This window comes from Legionella nigrisilvae (assembly GCF_977063395.2).
Genome location: NZ_CDRUGZ020000010.1, coordinates 1 through 255 on the forward strand (window position 1 = coordinate 1; position 255 = coordinate 255).

The window sequence follows — 255 nt, forward strand, 5'->3', positions numbered from 1 at the left end:
CTCACGGTACTGGTTCACTATCGGTCAGTAAGTAGTATTTAGCCTTGGATGATGGTCCACCCATATTCAACCAGGATTTCACGTGTCCCGGCCTACTTGTTCGCGTGCTTAGTTCTTAATGCAACCTACGTATACGGGGCTTTCACCCTCTATGGCCAACCTTCCCAAGTTGTTCTACTTCATTGCACTATAAATCACACCAGGCTCATCCCCGTTCGCTCGCCGCTACTTGGAGAATCTCAATTGATTTCTTTT

General features: G+C 47.1%; 1 rRNA gene. It reads right to left on the minus strand.

From position 1 onward, the window contains the following. Positions 1-255 (minus strand): 23S ribosomal RNA (locus ACWTE2_RS00060); the annotation flags it as partial.